This window comes from Bacillus sp. NPDC094106, from assembly GCF_044764345.1.
Taxonomy (GTDB): domain Bacteria; phylum Bacillota; class Bacilli; order Bacillales; family Bacillaceae_G; genus Bacillus_A.
Window position 1 is genome coordinate 23,338 of the sequence record NZ_JBIWHY010000006.1, and the last position, 17,601, is coordinate 40,938.

33 protein-coding genes are annotated in these 17,601 nt (G+C 29.8%); 31 read left to right on the top strand and 2 right to left on the bottom strand.

What is annotated here, in order from left to right; genetic code table 11:
• The first annotated feature begins 64 nt into the window (after positions 1-64).
• From ACIQ7L_RS09985 to ACIQ7L_RS10095, 23 genes are all read left to right on the top strand, one after another.
• Positions 65-382, top strand: coding sequence for a hypothetical protein (locus ACIQ7L_RS09985; RefSeq protein WP_400568682.1), 318 nt, complete (start codon positions 65-67; stop codon positions 380-382).
• Between the two features lie 150 nt (positions 383-532).
• Positions 533-736, top strand: coding sequence for a hypothetical protein (locus tag ACIQ7L_RS09990; protein ID WP_400568684.1), 204 nt, complete (start codon positions 533-535; stop codon positions 734-736).
• 61 nt (positions 737-797) lie between these two features.
• Complete coding sequence (locus tag ACIQ7L_RS09995) at positions 798-1,034, top strand: hypothetical protein (protein WP_400568686.1); 237 nt, start codon at positions 798-800, stop codon at positions 1,032-1,034.
• Between the two features lie 173 nt (positions 1,035-1,207).
• The gene (locus tag ACIQ7L_RS10000) at positions 1,208-1,774 is read left to right on the top strand and encodes a hypothetical protein (protein ID WP_400568688.1); all 567 of its coding nucleotides are present in this window, start codon (positions 1,208-1,210) and stop codon (positions 1,772-1,774) included.
• A gap of 1 nt (position 1,775) precedes the next feature.
• Positions 1,776-1,928, top strand: coding sequence for a hypothetical protein (locus tag ACIQ7L_RS10005; RefSeq protein WP_400568690.1), 153 nt, complete (start codon positions 1,776-1,778; stop codon positions 1,926-1,928).
• Positions 1,929-2,110: 182 nt separating this feature from the next.
• On the top strand, positions 2,111-2,518 hold the full coding sequence (locus ACIQ7L_RS10010; protein ID WP_400568692.1) for a hypothetical protein: 408 nt from the start codon (positions 2,111-2,113) through the stop codon (positions 2,516-2,518).
• A 344-nt stretch (positions 2,519-2,862) separates the two neighbouring features.
• On the top strand, positions 2,863-3,771 hold the full coding sequence (locus ACIQ7L_RS10015; RefSeq protein ID WP_400568694.1) for a hypothetical protein: 909 nt from the start codon (positions 2,863-2,865) through the stop codon (positions 3,769-3,771).
• 79 nt (positions 3,772-3,850) lie between these two features.
• A complete protein-coding gene (locus tag ACIQ7L_RS10020; RefSeq protein ID WP_400568696.1) occupies positions 3,851-4,195 on the top strand; it encodes a hypothetical protein in 345 nt (114 codons plus the stop codon).
• 140 nt (positions 4,196-4,335) lie between these two features.
• Complete coding sequence (locus tag ACIQ7L_RS10025; RefSeq protein ID WP_400568698.1) at positions 4,336-5,172, top strand: hypothetical protein; 837 nt, start codon at positions 4,336-4,338, stop codon at positions 5,170-5,172.
• Complete coding sequence (locus tag ACIQ7L_RS10030; protein ID WP_400568700.1) at positions 5,169-5,612, top strand: hypothetical protein; 444 nt, start codon at positions 5,169-5,171, stop codon at positions 5,610-5,612. Before ACIQ7L_RS10025 ends, ACIQ7L_RS10030 begins: the two co-directional genes overlap by 4 nt.
• A 62-nt stretch (positions 5,613-5,674) precedes the next feature.
• Positions 5,675-5,992 (top strand): hypothetical protein, encoded by a 318-nt coding sequence (locus tag ACIQ7L_RS10035; RefSeq protein ID WP_400568701.1) that lies wholly within the window; start codon positions 5,675-5,677, stop codon positions 5,990-5,992.
• A gap of 323 nt (positions 5,993-6,315) precedes the next feature.
• Entirely contained in the window at positions 6,316-6,864 is a 549-nt protein-coding gene (locus ACIQ7L_RS10040; protein WP_400568703.1) for a hypothetical protein, read from the top strand.
• A 30-nt stretch (positions 6,865-6,894) separates the two neighbouring features.
• Complete coding sequence (locus ACIQ7L_RS10045) at positions 6,895-7,458, top strand: hypothetical protein (RefSeq protein WP_400568704.1); 564 nt, start codon at positions 6,895-6,897, stop codon at positions 7,456-7,458.
• Between the two features lie 130 nt (positions 7,459-7,588).
• A complete protein-coding gene (locus ACIQ7L_RS10050) occupies positions 7,589-7,912 on the top strand; it encodes a hypothetical protein (protein ID WP_400568706.1) in 324 nt (107 codons plus the stop codon).
• Between the two features lie 17 nt (positions 7,913-7,929).
• Positions 7,930-8,574: a hypothetical protein gene (locus ACIQ7L_RS10055; RefSeq protein ID WP_400568707.1), complete on the top strand. Its 645-nt coding sequence runs from the start codon at positions 7,930-7,932 to the stop codon at positions 8,572-8,574.
• 1 nt (position 8,575) lies between these two features.
• Positions 8,576-8,857 (top strand): hypothetical protein, encoded by a 282-nt coding sequence (locus ACIQ7L_RS10060; RefSeq protein ID WP_400568709.1) that lies wholly within the window; start codon positions 8,576-8,578, stop codon positions 8,855-8,857.
• Positions 8,858-8,877: 20 nt separating this feature from the next.
• Positions 8,878-9,312 carry a hypothetical protein gene (locus ACIQ7L_RS10065; RefSeq protein ID WP_400568710.1) on the top strand — a complete coding sequence of 145 codons (435 nt, stop codon included), beginning with the start codon at positions 8,878-8,880 and terminating at the stop codon, positions 9,310-9,312.
• Positions 9,313-9,365: 53 nt separating this feature from the next.
• The gene (locus ACIQ7L_RS10070) at positions 9,366-9,950 is read left to right on the top strand and encodes a hypothetical protein (protein ID WP_400568712.1); all 585 of its coding nucleotides are present in this window, start codon (positions 9,366-9,368) and stop codon (positions 9,948-9,950) included.
• Between the two features lie 247 nt (positions 9,951-10,197).
• On the top strand, positions 10,198-10,674 hold the full coding sequence (locus ACIQ7L_RS10075) for a hypothetical protein (protein ID WP_400568714.1): 477 nt from the start codon (positions 10,198-10,200) through the stop codon (positions 10,672-10,674).
• Positions 10,675-10,776: 102 nt separating this feature from the next.
• Positions 10,777-11,079, top strand: coding sequence for a hypothetical protein (locus tag ACIQ7L_RS10080; protein WP_400568716.1), 303 nt, complete (start codon positions 10,777-10,779; stop codon positions 11,077-11,079).
• Between the two features lie 257 nt (positions 11,080-11,336).
• Entirely contained in the window at positions 11,337-11,753 is a 417-nt protein-coding gene (locus tag ACIQ7L_RS10085; RefSeq protein ID WP_400568718.1) for a DUF6575 domain-containing protein, read from the top strand.
• Positions 11,754-11,815: 62 nt separating this feature from the next.
• Positions 11,816-12,217, top strand: a complete 402-nt coding sequence (locus tag ACIQ7L_RS10090; protein WP_400568720.1) for a hypothetical protein — start codon at positions 11,816-11,818, stop codon at positions 12,215-12,217.
• Between the two features lie 161 nt (positions 12,218-12,378).
• On the top strand, positions 12,379-12,756 hold the full coding sequence (locus ACIQ7L_RS10095) for a hypothetical protein (RefSeq protein ID WP_400568722.1): 378 nt from the start codon (positions 12,379-12,381) through the stop codon (positions 12,754-12,756).
• A 283-nt stretch (positions 12,757-13,039) separates the two neighbouring features.
• Here ACIQ7L_RS10095 and ACIQ7L_RS10100 read toward each other — a convergent pair whose 3' ends face one another.
• Positions 13,040-13,375, bottom strand: a complete 336-nt coding sequence (locus tag ACIQ7L_RS10100; RefSeq protein ID WP_400568724.1) for a DUF2085 domain-containing protein — start codon at positions 13,373-13,375, stop codon at positions 13,040-13,042.
• A gap of 20 nt (positions 13,376-13,395) precedes the next feature.
• Positions 13,396-13,722, bottom strand: a complete 327-nt coding sequence (locus tag ACIQ7L_RS10105) for a hypothetical protein (RefSeq protein ID WP_400568725.1) — start codon at positions 13,720-13,722, stop codon at positions 13,396-13,398.
• Between the two features lie 143 nt (positions 13,723-13,865).
• Here ACIQ7L_RS10105 and ACIQ7L_RS10110 point away from each other — a divergent pair, with 143 nt between their 5' ends.
• The 8 genes from ACIQ7L_RS10110 (at position 13,866) to ACIQ7L_RS10145 (ending at position 17,483) form a co-directional block, all read left to right on the top strand.
• Positions 13,866-14,444 (top strand): TerD family protein, encoded by a 579-nt coding sequence (locus ACIQ7L_RS10110; protein WP_400568727.1) that lies wholly within the window; start codon positions 13,866-13,868, stop codon positions 14,442-14,444.
• An 85-nt stretch (positions 14,445-14,529) separates the two neighbouring features.
• A complete protein-coding gene (locus tag ACIQ7L_RS10115; protein WP_400568729.1) occupies positions 14,530-14,733 on the top strand; it encodes a hypothetical protein in 204 nt (67 codons plus the stop codon).
• A gap of 17 nt (positions 14,734-14,750) precedes the next feature.
• A complete protein-coding gene (locus ACIQ7L_RS10120) occupies positions 14,751-14,915 on the top strand; it encodes a hypothetical protein (protein ID WP_400568731.1) in 165 nt (54 codons plus the stop codon).
• A 35-nt stretch (positions 14,916-14,950) separates the two neighbouring features.
• Entirely contained in the window at positions 14,951-15,298 is a 348-nt protein-coding gene (locus ACIQ7L_RS10125) for a hypothetical protein (protein ID WP_400568733.1), read from the top strand.
• A gap of 4 nt (positions 15,299-15,302) precedes the next feature.
• Positions 15,303-15,467 carry a hypothetical protein gene (locus ACIQ7L_RS10130; RefSeq protein WP_400568735.1) on the top strand — a complete coding sequence of 55 codons (165 nt, stop codon included), beginning with the start codon at positions 15,303-15,305 and terminating at the stop codon, positions 15,465-15,467.
• A gap of 311 nt (positions 15,468-15,778) precedes the next feature.
• Positions 15,779-16,414, top strand: a complete 636-nt coding sequence (locus ACIQ7L_RS10135; protein ID WP_400568737.1) for a hypothetical protein — start codon at positions 15,779-15,781, stop codon at positions 16,412-16,414.
• On the top strand, positions 16,389-16,973 hold the full coding sequence (locus tag ACIQ7L_RS10140; protein ID WP_400568738.1) for a hypothetical protein: 585 nt from the start codon (positions 16,389-16,391) through the stop codon (positions 16,971-16,973). The genes ACIQ7L_RS10135 and ACIQ7L_RS10140 overlap by 26 nt, the downstream gene beginning before the upstream one ends.
• A gap of 192 nt (positions 16,974-17,165) precedes the next feature.
• Positions 17,166-17,483: a hypothetical protein gene (locus ACIQ7L_RS10145; protein ID WP_400568740.1), complete on the top strand. Its 318-nt coding sequence runs from the start codon at positions 17,166-17,168 to the stop codon at positions 17,481-17,483.
• The last annotated feature ends 118 nt before the right edge of the window (positions 17,484-17,601 follow it).

The following is a 17,601-nucleotide window of genomic DNA, read 5'->3' on the forward strand; positions in this document are numbered from 1 at the left end:
AAAAAAGTAGGTATTTTAGATAAATTGTTTTTTTAGTAAGAATATATAATGGAGGTAATATAAAATGAAAAGGATAATGTTAGATATTCAAGTTGGTGGAACAGTAGATTTAAATAGATATAATATAGAAGGGAAAAATATAAAAAGAATATGGAGTGTGTTTGATGAACAGATGATGTGGGATTCGTGTAAATTCAATCCTCTCACAGGAAAACCAGTTAAAAAATTAGAAGATTTACACTTAAAACATCATGAAGGTGTGTTTCTTGAAGATTATGTACATGATTATAAAATTTTAAAAGGAAATATTCTTCATTATTACACAAGAATTGCACAAAATGGGGAACAAATGAAGATTCTTATTGAGCTTAATGATAAGTAAATGAACAGTGGAGTCTTTTAGTAAAATTAATTCTATTTTAGTGTGTGCTGAATTTTTATTTACTGTATATAAGGAGAACTGATAAAAAATATTTATATTTAATAAAAAGTAAAAAAATAAAATTTATTTACTATAATGGAGGTATTTATTATGAAGGAAACATTTGTTATTGAAGTTGAAGTTGGTGCAGGTTTACCTTACATTGGAGATGAATTTCATATAAGTTCATTGGAGGACGGTGTGAAATATATAATGGAAGTACATGCGATAAAAAAATTGAGTTGGAATGAAAAGAAGGAATTGGTTGTAGAAGTAGAAGATATAAAAAGAGTAGAGGGTCCTCTATTTGAATGAAGGGGAAAATAATGAAGCATAACTGTTGTACATTTCTTATTCATAAAAAAGGAGAGAAACTATGAAACGTTATATCATTCAATTAGACAATCAATATGTAAAATGGATTAGTTGGATAGGGGGAATTACTCCTAATAACCCTTTTCTTACTGATTTTGATAGTGCAATGATAGTAAGTGAAGAATACCTGAACTGTAAAATTGAAAGAGCAGGGCTTTCAAGAAAAGAACTGATTAAACAAAAATATCCAGAGGTTAAGTTTGTTGAAGTGAAAGTAGTAATTGTAGGAGAAGAATAATAATTACATGTTAAACAAAATATATCTGATAGTCTTTGAAAAGCACCTGTATTAGGTGTTTTTTCTATGCTTATTTATGAATCTTCATTGATACATAACAATATAATGAATGGATTATATATGTAGGTATTTAAAAAAATAAAGTGTAAACAGGATAAAGGAGACGATTAATAATGACAAATTATAAAGGGATGACAAAGGCAGAAGAATTACGACATGAATATGAGAGTCATATGAAGTTTATTGAGGCGTTATGTAAAGATAAAGAGCTTATTAACGCTATTAGAATGACAGATGATAAACAGTACTTAGTCACTTTACAGAATGCGTATGAAGATGTTCAAGAAGGTAGAGGGATTTTTTGTGACACAGGAGATATTAACCGTTGTGTAAAAGCTTTAAAAGAGAGTAAATATGGTTGGATTGGAATGATGTGTGCTGAGGCCATCGGGCAAGCTAAATTTCAAAAGCAACCATATAGATATTTATTTACAGATAAAACAATAAATAATATTACGATTAAACAAGTGCAAAGGTTGAAGGAAAAATACATGGGAAGTAATAGTGTGTTTCCTATAGTTTGTGCTAATGGTATTCGTATTCTTGTTTTTAGTACGAAAGGAAATCATGAAAATTATAGAATGACAGTAGAAGGAAGAAAAAATCAGTATGGTGATATTTGGTATCAAATAGGTGAAGAAAAAATTTTCTCTTGGTCTGATAAATACGACAATATATAATATGGTTGTTGCAGAATTTAGAACGGATGAAAAAATAGCACAAGAGCAAACAGATTATTTTGATGGTTTATGTGATTATTGTTGCGGAAGAAAAGAAGATACAGGCAGATATACTCATCCGACAGATGTGTATAGAGAAAATGAATTGTTATAGAAGAAAATGATAGAGAAAAAAATAAAAAGCGAAGATTAATAATTAGACTAAAAGCACCTATTTTAGGTGTTTTTTTACTATGTAAAATAATTATGAGGTAAAAATATTTTATTTTTATAAAATATATTGACTATATAAAATAGGTAATTTACGATTAAATTTTACTTAGGAGGATGAAGTAATTGGAATTTCAAGATATTTGTAATAATACGAAATTAGTATTTAAAAAAGAAAGAAATCAGAAACGATTTCAATTAATGATTAAAGGGAATACTACAGATAATCAACCTGTATTCTTATTTGTTACAGAGGTTAAGTTAGTAAAAATTCGAAATGCAATACATAATTATTTCCGAAAAATGGATGGAGATAGTGTACACGTATATAGTGAATGTTGGAGGCTTCCCTATCAACAAGCCGAGATTTTTATGGAATTACATAGGAATGACCAGGTAATACAAATTAAAATAAGTAATCAGAGTGATGAAAATTATGGATTTGGAGTCGTGCGTTTGAATCGTACTGTTTCCAAAAAATTATTAGAAGAGATAGAATATATTGTAGGAAAGATAAAAGGACATCTTATATGATGTTCTTTTTTTGTTGACTATAGTTTTTATAAATGATAATTTGATATTAGTTAGATTTCAGTTGAAAGAGAAGAATGTTATGTACATAACTTAGGATGGACGATTTTATATACTAAAAATAAAAATGGAAATAATACGTTATTTCATGGATTAGAGGATAATTCAGAATAAATATCTCAAGAAAGATTATTAGGAGCCATTTATTTTGCTCTGCAATCAGGGCTTATTAAGGATATGAAACTTGAATTCGAATAAGCATTCATCAAATATCACATGATTAAACATTGAATTAGCTATCTAAAGTGTGTATTGTATGATTTAGAGATAATTTGGGAGGGAGTCAGGTGAGGTTTCAAGACGATTTAAATCACACAGCATTAATGATTGAAGAGCAGAAACAAAAAGGTAGTATAAAATTAAGTATGAAGAACTTGAATATGAATGAACGACCTATCTCTCTGTTAATCACGGAATTTAAAGTAAAAAAAATGAAAAAGATATTCTATAATTATTTACGGAAATTAAACGGAGCAAATATATCTGTTTTTAGTGAATATTGGAGTTTTCCTTCTAAGAAAACAGAGTTGCAATTATCTTTAAATGAGGAAAGCAAATGGATAGAAATTAAATTGTTAAAGAGGAACGAGGATACTCAGAGAAAAGCTAAATTCTTTCTAAATGAACAACAGTCCAAACAATTATTAGACGAATTTCATCAGAGTATTGAGGACCAGCAAGAAGAGGTGAAAGATGAATTAAGGAGAGAAACGAAAAAAGAAGTCGAAAAAGTAGTGAAGACAGTAGAGGCAGAACCAATAAGAAAAGAAAAGATAAAGACAGAATTCCGAACTGTCGAAAGAGTATTCCAGGATTCTTATAAGAAAACACTGTTAGAGGTCAACAAAGAAAAGGATAGGAATCGTATTGAATTTAAAATAACAGGTCAAACCTTTGATGAGCCCCCTATATCTTTGTGTATAACATTTACTAAGTTTTCTGCAATTCAGGAGATTTTAGTCAGCTACTTAAAGAAAATGAACGGTGAAGATATAAAAACGCATGGTCAATCATGGGAATTTGCAGGCCAACATAGTGTTTTTCTTGTAAACTTAGAAAGAGATAAGCCATTAGTAAGATTAGAAATTGAGTTTGATAATGTGAAAAAAGATAAATATAATCGAGGCCATATCTACTTATCTAAAAGGGATATTGAAGAAATTATTAATAAAACAGCACGTATTTTATCAGAATGAAGTATAAATTAGTTATCTATAATGTTTAGAACACTTAAAAACAGGTATTTATTAAAATTTATTAACGGAGGATGAAATAATGAAAATAGGCGATAAAGTATGGATATTTGATAACAGCATAAGAGTATATGAAGACGAAAATGGGAATAGGTCACATGGAACGAATTTTAGAGCGAAATTTGTGGAGCGATATATTGTGGGGGAGACGAGAGTTAGTTGGATTATTGGATATAGTCCTGGTACTTCACCAGATATAGGTATGAAGCTTAAAAAGAAAGACCGTACATTTTTTATTTCAGAGGAAGAAGTAAAACAGGCTTGTTGGGTTCATGAACATAGATATAAAATTAGAAACAAATTAGATTTCTGTAAAGATTATGAAAAGATAAAGCAGATTGCAGATATTTTAGATTATCAGGAATAGTAACAAAAGGACATCTTTATGGGATGTCCTTTTTATTTTGTGTTTTATTGAAAAAAGATAGGTACAATATAATTTGTTGACTATAGTTTATATAATATGTATGATTTGAATGTAATGACTAAAAATTAGGAGGTGTTAGTATGAATGCTTTTGGTTTTAGTGGGTGGCAATTGTTTTTAGGTGGGATTTCAGCAGGAATTCATAACGCTACTATATATATGAAAGCACCATTTAGAAAAATATTATGTAATAAGTACAAAAAGAAATATAATGATGAGTCAATTTTTGTGGATTTTTCGAAAGACATGAAAGATATCCATGTATGGAATAGGTTTTATAACCATGCAAGTTGTGGTCAAGGACTATTCTTATATCATTTACTACAGTCTTATCAAATGCAGGATATACCCGTTAAGTTAATTACAACAACAGAACAAATATCAGAGTATCTTTCATTTCATTATGATTATTCAGTCGTGAATATTAATGCTGAAACAACAAATGATTTGAATGGGAAAATGAATTACTTTATTGAGAGTGATGCTAATATTTTAAGTTTAAATACATCTTCATTAGCAAGGAAAAGCTTGCATAAAAAAACACTATTTCTTAGAACTATGTTTGAGAAAATAGCAAATATATCAGTAGAAGAAAATGTGATTTATTTAGTATGTTTATTGCATGTAGATAAAGAAGATAAAGCCTTGTTAGAAGATAGAAAAAATATTCGTTTAATTCATTTTCGACCAGAGACACAAATAAATAAAATAGATACTTTAAAACTCAACATCCATATTCCTCATATGGAGAGGGCTTATAAAAAATCTTATCTGGAACAGGTAAAAAGTACTTTCCCTAATGTTGCTGATTGGGTATATACAAAAGACTATTTTTCCTATCATCACTTTGTATTTAATAATGAGGGGAAAACAGGTTTTTATTTTATGGATTCAAAGAAAAGGAGAGATGAAAAATGACAAAAGATAATTCAGGATTATTAGCAAAAGGTTTATTGAATATACAAGCAGACCACATTATTCGTACTGCGAAGGAAGAATTAAATGCTCATGGAATAGGGAAATATTGTTCTTTTAATAGTGAAGGGTTACGAATCGTAGATTTAAATAAATCTCTTAAAGAAAACTTTATCTATAATGATTTAGTTATTTATACAGACGATAAAAGTTATTACATTGTTAAAAATAAGTATCTCTTATATCAGGGGTATCTCTTTTATCAAGGAATGATTGATAAAGAAGGTACTGAAAAAGAAATTATAAATGATATTTCTGAAACACAAGATTTTATGAACTATATGATACTTGTTGCCAATGAAGATAAAGAAGCCTTGGTAGAATTGATGAGTGATGTAGATTTTATGATGAAGTTAAATGAACAAATCCAATCCTGGGGATAAAGGATATAAAAAAGGACGGATAATGGTCACTATTGATTTGCTTACTTGAGGAGGTAAGGAATATGAATATCGGAGATAAAGTGTGGGTGTTAGAACCAATGTCATGGACGAATATGGATTATCCCATTAGAAAACGTTTTTCAGAAGCGTATATTATCGGTGAAACAAGAGTTAGTTGGATTGTGGGAAAAAGCATGAATGAAAATGCTAAAGAAATTATGAAATGTAAAAAGAAAAAGCCTACATTTTATACGAATGAAGAAATGGAAGGAAAATGTTGGCTGTATAAAAATAGGAAAAGAATTGGTCATAAAGTGGGTTTATGTGAGAATCATGATATTTTGAAAAGAATTGCAGAACTTATTAACTACAGCAATTAACTAAAGTTATGAAGATAACTTTTCAAAAGAATTATATTAGGGTTCCCCGCTCTAATTAACTCTTTCTTATTCTACTTCTATAGCATTTACTTAAATTAGTTTTAAAGAAAGAACAATGATTTTTTAAGTGGTATTGATTATAAATGCCACTTTTTATTTTATTGACTATAGTTAATAAAAATGATATATTTTATGGGAGTTATAGAGGTTGTTGTTTTATAAGGACATAGTGGGAGCTATTGCTTATCCACCTACTAAAACGTTGGTTTTCGTTATTAAGAAAAAATGAAAGGATGATTTAGATGACGTTCTTTATAGGAGGGATGGTATTTTGTACAATTTTTCTGATTGGATTAATTATTTTCACTATCCTTCGATGGGATGATTTTTATGGTGTAGAACTCATGCCATTTTTGATGTTTTTGTGTGTAATTTGTATAGGGCTTTGTTATCGAGGATATAAGATTTGCGAATTAGAGGATAACAGGGAAAATGTAATTGCAGGAAAGTTGGATATGAATAAATGGGACATTGATTTTAATCATTTAGCACCAACTGTTTATGCAACAACAAAAGGTGGCGAATATAAGTATGTGTTTAAAGAGGGCACAGCTCATCTAATCAATTGGGAAAAACAAGATGAATCAAAAGAACATAAGAATCCATCTGAAAAAGAACCAGTAAAAGATGATAAAAATAGTGATGAGAAAGTTAGAGAATTAATTGCGGGTAAATTACAAATAAAAACAGATGAGGTAGTAGTAACAAAAGATAAAAATAATCTATATACTGCAATCACTCCGTCAGGTAAATATATTGTGGAAACGGAAGAAAACACTGTAGCAATTAAGGCGATGGTGAAACAAGAGTAGAAAATATTTTAGAGGAGTGTGAAGTAAATAATGTTTATTCTTTTTGTTGTTTTATCAATCGTATGGTGCATTGGTGGGATTGTGTGGTATATCCAAGAAGAAGAAGCAATGATTTTAGTGATTGGAATATTGCTTGCCGTGATATTTGGTCTATTAGGTTTTGATAATTTTCAGGAGGATAGTCGTGAAACTGCAATCGCCAATAAGTTGGATATTCCAAAGTCGCAAATTGAATTCAAGAATATACTGGGAGAAACTACTGCAATTACAAAAGATAATACATATAAATTTACCTTCAAATCTTTTTCATCAGAAATTATTAAATACGAACCTGAGCAAGAAAATAAAGATAAAGATTCTGACAAAGGTAGAAAAAATAAAGACAATAAAGGCAATAAAGGCAATGAATCTAAAAAAAATGATGCAGAAACAGTAAGAAAATTAGTCTCAGAAAAGTTGCAATTAAATTTAGATGAAGTCGTAGTAACAAAAGACAAAAACAATCTATATACCGCAATTACTTCGTCAGGAAAATATGTGGTAGAGACAGAAGAAAATACTGTAGGAATTAAGGCTATGGTGAAGCAATCTTGATTTATAAAATAGTAGTTGTATGAGGAGACACATGTAAATGATGTGTCTTTTTTTATTTACTTCATTGACAATAGTCGATGAAAAGATATATGATTATGAAGTGTTCACATAAAAAAGGAGGTGAGTGTAATTGACTCTATTTACAAGATTATTTCGGAAAAATTATTCAAAAGAGAATTGTGAAAAAGATATACAGTTGCATAATCTTGTTTTTGGTCCCACGAGTGCAGGGAAGACAAGTTATAAAGTGCAGACTGATGCTGTAGCTTTTGCAAGAAAAAAAGAATCCAATGATACTAATTCAATGGATATAACAAATTCATTAAACCCATTAAATCCAATTCATACAACTGTTAATGATGATGATTTGATAAAAACAGGTGGTTCTTCTGACGTAGATACTTCCTGCATAAATGATTTTGGTGGAAGTGACTGTGGTAGTTGTACTGACTGATAGGGAGGAGAAGAAGTATGAGTAAAAATGTAAAACTGCTAACAAATTTTCATGATTATTATGACCATCATTTTGATGGAACAGGAGTGCCTTTTGTACGAAGAAATGATATGGGAATGAATCGTGTTGAAATGCTCAATTATTTATCTTCTAAAGGTATTAAAACGGTTCCTTATGGATATATCCATAAACTTGCAAAACAATATCCTCTGCATACAGAAGTGGTTGTGTATACAGATATTCATAAGCACCAAGGGAATGGAAAAGTCCGAATGACATTACAAGAGGCTTTAGATACATATCCAATAGATACTTTCTGTAGTTTGCTCTGCGGGAAATTGGGTGAAAGTTGGAGAGTTTTAACTGTTGGTCGTAAGAAGACTATCCTGGATTATCGTAGCCATAATGATTGGCGAAGCAACGTAGGAGATGTTCAGGTTGATATAGTGGATTGTTGGTCAAAAATGTATTCGTTTAATGGGATTTTAGACCCATATGAGTTTCCATTGGTGGCAATTGATTACGTAAAAGATGGTAATGAGTTATTAGCAGTGGATTTAAATGTTGCCCCTCAATTAAAAGGCACAGGGATAGAAGATATCGTAACTCCTAAAGAGATAGTTAAAGAGATGAAAAAATATATTGGAAGAGGAGTTGTGTAGTATGGAATTAGATAATCTATTTGTAGTAACAAAGAAATGGGCAGAGGATAATGACTGTTTAATAGATGACTACAATATAGATTTTGAAAGTGTAGCTAACATCCTAAACACGAATGAGTTCATTGTAGATTTGGATAGTTTTAAAAGAGAGTTAACAGTTGAAGAAATGAAAAAAACAATTCAAAAAGCAATTGATTATCTTTCTACAGCGAATGATGAGCCAAAAGTTGAGAAACCATGCCGATATAAGGTTCACTACCTATTAAATGGTGAGATTATTTAACGACGAAAGGGGTTATATCAATGGGATTAGGGATGATTATTTTTTTAAGCTTTAGTATTGCATTCATATCTGGTGCGTTGATGTTTTACTTTCTGTATAAGATTGTCTCGGATTCTTCTCCGTGTTGTTCAATGTATGTATATGCAGGTTTATATATATCTTTGGCTATTGCTTTTATAGCAGGAACATTTCCTCTTTTTGCTCTTGATATGGATGGAAAGAAAAATGTTCAAGATACCATTAAGAAAGAGCTGTCTCTTAATTCATCAGAATATGAAATTATAAATAAATCAAAAAATGCTTATGAAGTGGTGACAAAAGATAATAAATATGGATTGTACTTTAAAAGTGATGGAAAACTCTTGCGTATTGAAAGAAAGACTGATGGGGAATCCTTACGCAGTGAGAAAGATAAAAAGGATGCAACAGAAAACAATGTTACAAGAATCAATTAAAAATAAAATGAGTTTATATATATATATTCTTATAAGGAACGCAGGTGTTTAATGTGAGTGGAATAATTACATTTTTTTGTATTCTTGCTGGATTATTCTTGGCAGTAGTAGGAGTTGCCATATTTACTTCAGCAATGCAATTGGATGAAGGCTTTTATATGTTTGGAGGAATAATGGGGATGATTATCGGGGGGATTATGATGTCTTATCCGTTTATAAAGCATGATATAGAGTGGAATAAAAAAATCGATAAAGCGATTGTAGAAGAATTACATGTGGATGATTCTGAATATAAAATTGTAAATAGGGATAATGATATATATGAAGTAGCAACAAAAAATAATAGATACAAATTCTATTTTAAAACGAATGGAAAACTATTTAAGGTTGAAAAAATAAAGGATAGTGAATCATTACATAATAGCAAAGAAAATAAAGAAAAAACAAGTGTAGAGAAAACAGATGTTGTACCTGAAGTTCAAGAAGCAGTTGCTAACAAATTAGGTATTAAAAAAGATGAGGTCATTATTGATAAAGAGAAAGATAACCGTTATACAGCAACTACTCCGTTAGGTGTTTATTATGTGCAAACATCTGAAGGTGCAGTGAATGTGGAAGCTATGGTGAAGAAATTATAATTATTAATCATTATAATTTAATATTTAGTTTTAAAAGTTACTCAATGAGTAGAGGAGATGAGTCCTCTGATATTCATTGAGTATGTCGTAAAATGGTGAACTCGATATTTGTAGAAAGGGGAGATTTTAATGATGTCAAAAGTGTTTTTTTTGTTTAGCTTTTGCCACATTAGGTTTAGGTTTTTTATTAATAGCAATTAATGAGAATTCAAAAAGTGTAAAAGGATTTGTAGGAGTGTTATTTGGAATGGTACTTATGACAGGTTCTGCTCTTTATATTATATATGAAAAATTCGAAGCAGAAGTTAAACACTATGCATCAATTGAAAGTGTAATATCAAATGAAATACATATAAAGCCATCTGAATTTAAGTTAAGTAATATGAAAAACAATATTTATGAAGTAGCAACAAAAACGGCAACATATAAGGCATATTTCAATGAGAATGAAAAACTATTTAAACTGGATAAATTAAATTACGTTGAATCAATTTCTACTTCAGGATTAGATAGATATGTAAACAAGAAAGGTTCAAGTGAAAAGGAACAAGTAAAGTATTTAATTGCTCAAAAATTAGATATAAACCCTACTGAATTGGAAATGAATGAATTGGATTATAGTACATATGAAGTAGTAACAAAAACAGAAACCTATAAAGCCTATGTAAAAGAAGGTATGCTATTTAAACTCGATAAGGTTAACAATGTAGAAGCTGTAAAATAATTAATTAGGGGGGATAATGATGGATATTTTAATGAATTTAAGTAAAGAAACATTTTTATTATAGAATTGGTAGGAACAATTTTACTTGTTCTTTTAGGCATTATGTATTCAATTAAAGAGCAAAAGCCTGTTTTTATTTTATTAGTGGTTGTAATGATTGTTTTATCTTTTACATTAGTTACAGATTCAAACAAAACAATAAAAGAAAAACATAAGGCCATTCAAAGTTCGATTCAAAACGAATTAAATTTAGATAAATTTGATATTTCTCAAGATAATGAAGATAGAAATGTATATCATGTATACGCAAAAGAAGGTACATATGATGTTCGTTTTAAAAAAGGAACTTCGGAGATTTTGCGAGTAGATACTGTTGCGAATGAATCTTATAACAGACATAAATAGATAGGTCTGAATATTTTGTATAAAAGGGTTAATGAAAATGATACATGCAATTCAACACATGGATGAAAGAGATTTATACTTATTGAATGTTTCTAAAAAGGAAATTGATATAGCTTATAAAACCGATAGTGAAGGATACAAGAGGAGACTATTTTGTACAATTCAAACCAGGAATTTCTTCTATTCTTAAATTACAGTTAGTAAAAAATTGTAACTGTACATTAGATAAATAGAGTATTTACAAGGAGGGTAAAATAATGTGTACGATGACGATGGATGAATATCTGAACCTTATAACCATTCATATTTTTGATTATTATGATTTTCCGTTATTTTTTATTACTAAGACAAACAAAAATCAATACTATTTAAACTATTACGTAGAGGGAGTGAATGAATATACTGATAAATGGTTCTTTAGCGAAATTTCAAATGATGAGAGACTTCAATTGATTGAACAAAGAATCTCGTCATTAGAGTTGTTAAAAAGATTATTGAAAAATCAACGTTTATATTATCTTTTTGTCACTCATGCTGAAGGGTCTCAATTGAAATTTGAGCAGATAAATCAAGATAATCTTGACCCTGATGGTTTTCCAGAAAAAGAATATTTTGTGGAATATGATTTTGTGAGTCAACAAAAGTTGAATAGCCCATTTATAAACGGAATTTAAATGATAAATTCATCGTTTGCCTAATAAGATATCAAATAATACAAAAGAAAGAGGCGATATATATGGTTGTAAAACTATTAATTAATCAAGAAGAAACGATGGAACAAATTTATAAATTTAGTGATACTTATGGAATTGATGTTGAATTTGCAAGAAAGGGGCTTTTACTTTTCTATAAAACGGCATTATATATGATAGATAATGGAGATAGAAAAGGGAAAGATTATATTGTTGTAAGAGCTACTGACATTGCATTCGATGAGAGAGAAAGAGAAATCTTATTCAAGGTTAGATTTGGTAGTGGATTGTTCCCTTGGTATTACGGGGATGTTTCGGTAAATTATCGAAGTGAAAAAATGTTTACTCAAGTAGGAGATGAAGAAAAAAGAGTAGTTGATGTAGAGACATTAAATATTAGTGAATTAAAGAATTTCGAAAAGAATTTAAATTTATTAGAAGAATAATCAAAGTTTACAATAATTTTATTCTAAAACTAAAACAGATTAGATAAACAATACGTTGTAATTTTTGATGATGATGTAAGGACAACAAAAATTATACGAATTAGTGAATGCAAGAAGTTCACATAATAAAGATTATAGTAAATTAAGGAGGTTACGGAACGTTGTTAAGTTTATATTTTATGTTAAAAATTTCAGCGTGTATATTTTCTGTATTAACATTTATATTTATGTTTGGGGTACTTTTTTCTAAAAGCACAGGACCACTCTTATTCTTAGGTATTAGCATATTATGTTTTATGATATCTGCGATTGCTTTGATTGTTGAAAATGCAAAGTGTGAGAAGAACGCAATCGTAGAAATTTTACATTTAAAAAATGAAGATGAAATAGAGTCTATGGATTCTATTGGTCGTAGTAAAACATTTTATGAAGTAAAGACAAAAGAAGGCTCTTATCATGTAGTCTTCAAAGAAGGAGAACCTAAACCTATAATTAGCAAGGTAGAGAAGTTAGAAATTAAAAATTTAGAGAAAAATTGATAGTTCTAATACGGAAATAAAAAGAGGATGTACATCACATGCATCCTCTTTTTGGTGATTCGATAAGTCTAACAGCTCATAACAGTTTCTCATATTTAGAAGCCGAAAGTCAATCTTCTATAAAAAGTTTATTTGGTAAGGTTGATACTAATTGAACAATATCTTATCTGAAAAACTATTCAGTTTACATGAACCATACACTATTAATACAGCTAATATAAATCCGATTATTTTTACTGTCTAATAACACTTTTTATTTTGCACGATTATCCCCCAAAATACATTATAGAGTCAATATCTTTATAAATGCACTAATTAATATAGACAATCCTGCTCCACTTAGCACACCTGTTATAAATCGTAGAAAATGATTACTCATTCTCCATTTTTTCAGTTGAGTATATCCATCAATAAGCATAGGTATTTGTAATATAACACCAACATAAAAAGGTACTGAATAAACGAAAAATAGAGGGATGAATAAATGCCCTAAGAGTATAGCAAAACATCGTGTGCAAATAGGCATTTGTTTTCCTCTTATATGTAAACATCTTTCTTTTCTTCGATGACACGGTATTAATAAACAAGCCTTATATAAAAATATTGTAGGTTTCATCATGTTATACACCTTTCTTTTTGTTATAAACTACAGCAATCTGCATTCATGCATTCTACACCATCGCAATCTATTTCTAAAATCTGCATCTTACCACATTCAATATCAATACAGTCAAACCCATTTTTTTTATTCATATCACAATCTAAACAATCTCCAGGTATATTGTTAGCACAAATATCTCGTATTTCTTGAGTCATGTGTCGCTTATAGTAATATAGCGTACTGAAAAGAATAGACATAGCACCAATAACACCATAAATAATTCCAAATTTTACGTCATGCTTGTAAAACGAAATGCCTGATGCAATAACTAAACCTATATTGAAGGCATTCCAAAGAAAGAACATATAATCATCTCCTTTCGTAATTTCTTTTTATTATATGTATTGATTTAATTATAAAGCAAAATAATTGTATTGACTATAGTTTATGAATATGGTTTTATAATAGTATACAATTTAAATATAAGAATACATTGGAGGAATGAATCATGGCAATTCAATTACAAAAAGGACAAAAAGTAGACCTTACGAAAGGTAGAGCGAATCTAAAAAATGTAATGATTGGTTTAGGTTGGGATGTTAAGGAATATGATGGTGGTCATGATTTCGATTTAGACGCTTCTGCATTTTTATTAGCTGCAAACGGAAAATGTGCAAAAGACTTGGATTTCATTTTCTATAACAACTTACAATCAACGTGTGGTTCTGTTGTTCATTCAGGGGACAACCTAACAGGCGGTGGAGACGGTGATGATGAGCAATTAACCGTGCATTTAGATAAAGTACCTTCTAATGTAGATAAAATCGCATTTACTGTAACAATCTATGATGCAGTAAAACGTATGCAAAACTTTGGACAAGTAAAAAATGCTTTTGTCCGATTAGTGAATCAAGATACAGATGAAGAAATTTTTCGCTATGATTTAGGAGAGGACTTCTCAATTGAAACGGCTGTTGTGTTCTGTGAATTATACCGTCATAACGGTGAGTGGAAATTCAATGCTGTTGGAGCAGGTTTCCAAGGTGGCTTGGCCGCACTTGTGAAAGCATATGGTTTAGATGCTTAATAAATGAAATTAAAAAAGAGGGGGAGTTTGCTTCCTCTTTTTTTTATAGAATAAAATTCCACTTTTGGTAGAAAGGTTGATAGAAATGGGAGCGTTTTGTGGAGGAACAGTTATTGTAAATCAAACTGATAGAGTTGTTGTTTCAGGGAGTTCAGTTATTCCTTTTCATGAAGAAATGAATGGGCAAAATATAACAACGATAAACGGTAAATGTTATATAGATGGATTTGAATTAGTGAATGGGAAATGGAAGAAAACATTTAAAGCTTGGTGGCATAAAACATTTTAACGAAAGAAGGGAACAGGATGAAGTATCAAGCGAATTACATAAGAGAGTCTGTTGTGAAAGGTAAAGTTGTTAGGCGTTCGTTCTGGACGTTCTTAGAGGGAGATACACCAGAAGAAGCAGTAAACAAAATACCAAAAGAATATAAAGCAAAAGAGATTTATATGACACCTGTGAAAGAATAAACAATTTATAGATGTATATAGAAGAGAGGTTAACGATGCATAAGTATGTAGTAGTGTTTTATAACCGATTTGCAAATGAAATTCAAACTTACAAAGTAACCGCAGATAATGAGAGTGATGCAAAAGAAAAATTCCACGAAAGGTATCCCTCAAAAGCTTATGGTGATGAGTGTATTGAAACGATAGAAATAATTAGTAATGAGGATAAAAGATTAGAGCTGAATAATGAGGAGTTACAGTTAATTTTAGAAAAATGGTATTATGCATGGAATATGGAAGGAAACGTAAGGAAAGAGGATATTGAATTGTCCAATAAAATTAGGAATCATTTGAAAAACGAAGGAGTTTTACAATCCACACAAAAAACAATAAAACGGTGGTGAAGACATGCTAACAATCTTAACTGTTTTGACATTTTGTATTCTGCTTGGCATTGCTTTTTATGCAGATTGTGAATTAGGAAGATTAAGGGATGACATCAATCAATTAACAGGAAATACAAGTTCGGTTTCAGAGCATCTGATACGATTTGAAAAGTCGAAAAGGATATGATGCAGTTGGAGTTAAATAAATTGAAAAGCGTACTGAATGTAGATATGCAAATAATTGAAGTAAATCTAAAGAAGAATCCTTTTTATAAACAGCCTAATCAGGAATTGGTAACTGAAGTGCAAATTCACAAACATATTTCCAGTAAAATTCCTTATATTCCATTAACATCACTTAAATTAAGAAATACTGATTTGATAGCCAAAAGATAGACTTGTTTTTCTTGTTATAGAGCTCTTTAGAAAATTCTATGATAAGTAGATATTAGAAAGCAGGTATTTAATTTGAATTTATAAAAAGGGGCGGTATGTATTATGACAAAAGTAACAATCGAAATCACAAAGATACAAGAACAATTATTGAAAGAGTTTGTGAATAATCATTTTCCTGGTGCAGAAGCAAATCATGCAACAGGTAATCCGTATTTTGTAGTACAAAGAAAAGTGTATGAGACAATTCCATATGATAGTGAAATTGAATTTTTGTTTGAAGACACACCACTTGTATTTAAACTTAATGTGTATGGAAGCCAGTGGATAAAATCAGAAGTAGAGGCTGTGAAATCATGGTTTTCACTTATAGGTGAAATCGCACATATTGAAATTGAATCGTATGAAGAAATGCTTAACAATGAATATAAAAATCCATACGATGAGTTAATTACTGTAGAGAATTATCATGATTATTTCCGTGTGTTTGACGTTAAAATGCCAGAAATCGAATGGAGAAAAGAATCGTATGTCGATGTAGCAACATTCTTTATTGAACAAAAAGCAAAGGACTATATGAAGTATCAGGCACATAACTTGAATGAACCTCGTGTATTTACGAAAGGACCAGGTTATGCGAATGATGGTGATTTTATTCCATTTAGAAATTTACTGTTTTCTGTAGGGACTGAACTTGTAAAAGGAGAGAAAGAAAATGAGGATACAAGAGAAACCGAATAAGGTAGAAGACGATAAGTTAATTGTTGAAGTGCTAAAGGAAGTAAAAGAATTATATACAAAAGTATTAAATAGGAAGATTTCCGATGTTGAAGTCTTCATATTGAAATACATATCGTTACTTTGCAAGTCTAAGCCTGAACTGTTAGAAATTAAAGAAGTCTGCGATAGTTTAGTAAAGCAGTATCCAGAAGGATATGTGTATATAGATGAGTCATTATTTGATAAAGCAAGAGAATCTGTGAAGCCTGAGTTTAGAAGCTATTTTCCTTCAGGATGTTTTGAAGCTGAAATGGTTGTGTTTTATATATACAATGCATACATTAAACAGGCGTTTGATGAAATTAGAAGTTTAGATATAAAAAGGGTAGATAGATTTATACTTGATAAATTAGAAAGGCATATCCAGAATACATTAGTGGATGACCCAAATTTTAAGGGGGATAATCCTTACTACAAAAGACATTATCGTGAATTAGATAGGTCTAAGAAAATATCTTTAAAATGTTTAGACTCAGATTTTGATGCGTATATTGAATATTTCTCTGAAGAAGAACAGTAAGACTACTTTTTAGTAGTCTTTTTTTATTGACCATAAACAGAAGTTGTGAAGATAACTTAGTTAAATATATTTTCTCAAATAGAGACGTAGTTGTGTAATTAATGGATAGACTAATTTTGATACTTTTTATTACATTGACTATAGTTAATGAGTTTAGTATTATTTTATTAAAGATGAAGGAGGTGTTATTTTATGGACGATATGAGCAAGGCTTTTATAAAGATTGCAATTGGTATGGTTTTACTTATGCTGATGATTACATTTTTGGTGTATTTCTTTAAAAACAATGAACAGAAACACAATGAGTATATTTCGAAAATCCGAGCAGAAGTATCAGATAGTATTCATGTTCCTGAGTCAAAAATCATTCTGAAGAATAAAGGAACAAATGTATATCAAGCAGAAACTGAAAAAGGTATGTATTCTATTGAACTAAAAGACAACAATAGAGAACAACCAAAAATAGAGAGAATTGTAGAATTAAAAATCACCACGAAAGAAGCTTCTTAAAAATAGGAGAGATTCAGAATGAATACACTTACATTACTGTTGAGACAAAAATAATTATGGAAAGTAAAGAAGCCTATATAAATAAATGTATATAATCCTATATTGAGCATCTAATTAA

Coding starts and splice junctions, on each gene's coding strand:
- ACIQ7L_RS10045 (WP_400568704.1), top strand. CDS start 6,895: ATGTTTATTCTTTTTGTTGTTTTATCAATCGTATGGTGCATTGGTGGG.
- ACIQ7L_RS10060 (WP_400568709.1), top strand. CDS start 8,576: ATGGAATTAGATAATCTATTTGTAGTAACAAAGAAATGGGCAGAGGAT.
- ACIQ7L_RS10020 (WP_400568696.1), top strand. CDS start 3,851: ATGAAAATAGGCGATAAAGTATGGATATTTGATAACAGCATAAGAGTA.
- ACIQ7L_RS10105 (WP_400568725.1), bottom strand. CDS start 13,722: ATGTTCTTTCTTTGGAATGCCTTCAATATAGGTTTAGTTATTGCATCA.
- ACIQ7L_RS10145 (WP_400568740.1), top strand. CDS start 17,166: ATGGACGATATGAGCAAGGCTTTTATAAAGATTGCAATTGGTATGGTT.
- ACIQ7L_RS10115 (WP_400568729.1), top strand. CDS start 14,530: ATGGGAGCGTTTTGTGGAGGAACAGTTATTGTAAATCAAACTGATAGA.
- ACIQ7L_RS10025 (WP_400568698.1), top strand. CDS start 4,336: ATGAATGCTTTTGGTTTTAGTGGGTGGCAATTGTTTTTAGGTGGGATT.
- ACIQ7L_RS10005 (WP_400568690.1), top strand. CDS start 1,776: ATGGTTGTTGCAGAATTTAGAACGGATGAAAAAATAGCACAAGAGCAA.
- ACIQ7L_RS10110 (WP_400568727.1), top strand. CDS start 13,866: ATGGCAATTCAATTACAAAAAGGACAAAAAGTAGACCTTACGAAAGGT.
- ACIQ7L_RS10125 (WP_400568733.1), top strand. CDS start 14,951: ATGCATAAGTATGTAGTAGTGTTTTATAACCGATTTGCAAATGAAATT.
- ACIQ7L_RS10080 (WP_400568716.1), top strand. CDS start 10,777: ATGTATTCAATTAAAGAGCAAAAGCCTGTTTTTATTTTATTAGTGGTT.
- ACIQ7L_RS10135 (WP_400568737.1), top strand. CDS start 15,779: ATGACAAAAGTAACAATCGAAATCACAAAGATACAAGAACAATTATTG.
- ACIQ7L_RS10065 (WP_400568710.1), top strand. CDS start 8,878: ATGGGATTAGGGATGATTATTTTTTTAAGCTTTAGTATTGCATTCATA.
- ACIQ7L_RS10140 (WP_400568738.1), top strand. CDS start 16,389: ATGAGGATACAAGAGAAACCGAATAAGGTAGAAGACGATAAGTTAATT.
- ACIQ7L_RS10075 (WP_400568714.1), top strand. CDS start 10,198: ATGGTACTTATGACAGGTTCTGCTCTTTATATTATATATGAAAAATTC.
- ACIQ7L_RS09985 (WP_400568682.1), top strand. CDS start 65: ATGAAAAGGATAATGTTAGATATTCAAGTTGGTGGAACAGTAGATTTA.
- ACIQ7L_RS10035 (WP_400568701.1), top strand. CDS start 5,675: ATGAATATCGGAGATAAAGTGTGGGTGTTAGAACCAATGTCATGGACG.
- ACIQ7L_RS10040 (WP_400568703.1), top strand. CDS start 6,316: ATGGTATTTTGTACAATTTTTCTGATTGGATTAATTATTTTCACTATC.
- ACIQ7L_RS09995 (WP_400568686.1), top strand. CDS start 798: ATGAAACGTTATATCATTCAATTAGACAATCAATATGTAAAATGGATT.
- ACIQ7L_RS09990 (WP_400568684.1), top strand. CDS start 533: ATGAAGGAAACATTTGTTATTGAAGTTGAAGTTGGTGCAGGTTTACCT.
- ACIQ7L_RS10100 (WP_400568724.1), bottom strand. CDS start 13,375: ATGATGAAACCTACAATATTTTTATATAAGGCTTGTTTATTAATACCG.
- ACIQ7L_RS10130 (WP_400568735.1), top strand. CDS start 15,303: ATGCTAACAATCTTAACTGTTTTGACATTTTGTATTCTGCTTGGCATT.
- ACIQ7L_RS10030 (WP_400568700.1), top strand. CDS start 5,169: ATGACAAAAGATAATTCAGGATTATTAGCAAAAGGTTTATTGAATATA.
- ACIQ7L_RS10000 (WP_400568688.1), top strand. CDS start 1,208: ATGACAAATTATAAAGGGATGACAAAGGCAGAAGAATTACGACATGAA.
- ACIQ7L_RS10090 (WP_400568720.1), top strand. CDS start 11,816: ATGGTTGTAAAACTATTAATTAATCAAGAAGAAACGATGGAACAAATT.
- ACIQ7L_RS10055 (WP_400568707.1), top strand. CDS start 7,930: ATGAGTAAAAATGTAAAACTGCTAACAAATTTTCATGATTATTATGAC.
- ACIQ7L_RS10085 (WP_400568718.1), top strand. CDS start 11,337: ATGTGTACGATGACGATGGATGAATATCTGAACCTTATAACCATTCAT.
- ACIQ7L_RS10120 (WP_400568731.1), top strand. CDS start 14,751: ATGAAGTATCAAGCGAATTACATAAGAGAGTCTGTTGTGAAAGGTAAA.